This is a genomic window from Actinoallomurus acaciae (genome assembly GCF_042429965.1).
GTDB lineage: Bacteria > Actinomycetota > Actinomycetes > Streptosporangiales > Streptosporangiaceae > Actinoallomurus > Actinoallomurus acaciae.
In genome coordinates, this window is record NZ_JBHLZP010001059.1 from 1 (window position 1) to 1,244 (window position 1,244).

The window sequence follows — 1,244 nt, forward strand, 5'->3', positions numbered from 1 at the left end:
GATCGGATCGGCCAGCTCGATCAGCACGTCGCCCGGCGGCTCGTACGCGCCCGGCACGGTCACCTCGATGTACGCCCGGCGCCCGACGGCGGTGAAGGTGACCGGGCGGTCCGGCGGCACCGCCAGCCAGTTGACGCCATTGATCACCACCAGCTGCGAGGTGGGCTTCAGCGCCGTGGGCCGGGGCACGCCGCAGCGCACCACGATCGCGGGCGAGCCCCATGCGGTGACGAGCGAGGACTTCGGCGACGTCGCGCGCCGGGACCTGCCGTGGACCTTCGCGGGCAGCCGGTCACGCAGGTGCGCGCACACGGCCGCGATCGCCGCGGGCGGTCGCGGCACGGGGACCTCGACGGATCCGGTGCCGCAGCCGGTGAGCAGGACGAGCGCACCGCCCGCCGCCAGAACTCGTCTCGTGGTGCAGACTGGCGGCGGGAGGGACACCGGCTCAGATGTGGACGATGGGGCAGGTCAGTGTCCGCGTGATCCCTTCCACCGACTGGATCGACGCGACGACGAGCTTGCCCAGTTCGTCCACGTTGTTCGCCTCGGCGCGGACGATGACGTCGTACGGGCCGGTGACGTCTTCGGCCAGGGTCACGCCCGGGATGCCGGAGATCTCACCGGCCACCTCGGCGGCCTTGCCGACCTCGGTCTGGATGAGGATGTAGGCCTGCACCATCACGTCCTCCCTGGGACTGCCAATCTGACGGTCACCGTACCGTGTCTTCACTGGAGGTGGGTCATCACCGTCGGCGAACTCGGCGAGTTCGGAATCATCGCACGGATCACCGCGCGCTTCGCACCCGGCCCCGCCGTAGAACTGGGTCCCGGCGACGACGCGGCGATCGTCGCGGCGCCGGGCGGCCGGGTGGTCGCGACCACCGACGTGCTGGTCGAGGGCCGCCACTTCCGCCGCGACTGGTCGCCGCCGTACGACATCGGCCGCAAGGCGGCCGCCCAGAACCTCGCCGACGTGGTCGCGATGGGCGCCCGGCCGACGGCTCTGCTCGTGGGTCTCGGCGTTCCTTCCGCGACCGACGTCGCCTGGGTGGAGGCCCTGTGCGACGGCATGCGTGACGAGTCGGCGCAGGTCGAGGCGTCGATCGCGGGCGGTGACGTCGTCCGCGCCGACACGGTGCTGCTCGCCGTGACCGCTCTGGGCGCACTGGACGGCCCGCCGCTGACCCGTGCGGGCGCTCGTCCCGGCGACGTCGTCGCGGTCTGCGGCCGGCTCGGCCACG

General features: G+C 72.7%; 3 protein-coding genes. 1 reads left to right on the top strand and 2 read right to left on the bottom strand.

All coding sequences use genetic code 11. The features are described 5' to 3' along the window. Both ACFFNX_RS50420 and ACFFNX_RS50425 read right to left on the bottom strand, forming a co-directional pair. On the bottom strand, positions 1-444 hold a 444-nt coding region (locus ACFFNX_RS50420), incomplete at its 3' end, for a DUF3515 domain-containing protein (RefSeq protein ID WP_378213616.1). A gap of 4 nt (positions 445-448) precedes the next feature. Next, positions 449-682, bottom strand: a complete 234-nt coding sequence (locus tag ACFFNX_RS50425) for an Lrp/AsnC family transcriptional regulator (protein ID WP_285571319.1) — start codon at positions 680-682, stop codon at positions 449-451. A gap of 63 nt (positions 683-745) precedes the next feature. Here ACFFNX_RS50425 and ACFFNX_RS50430 point away from each other — a divergent pair. Continuing rightward, a partial coding sequence (locus ACFFNX_RS50430) for a thiamine-phosphate kinase (protein ID WP_378213617.1) occupies positions 746-1,244 on the top strand: 499 nt, incomplete at its 3' end.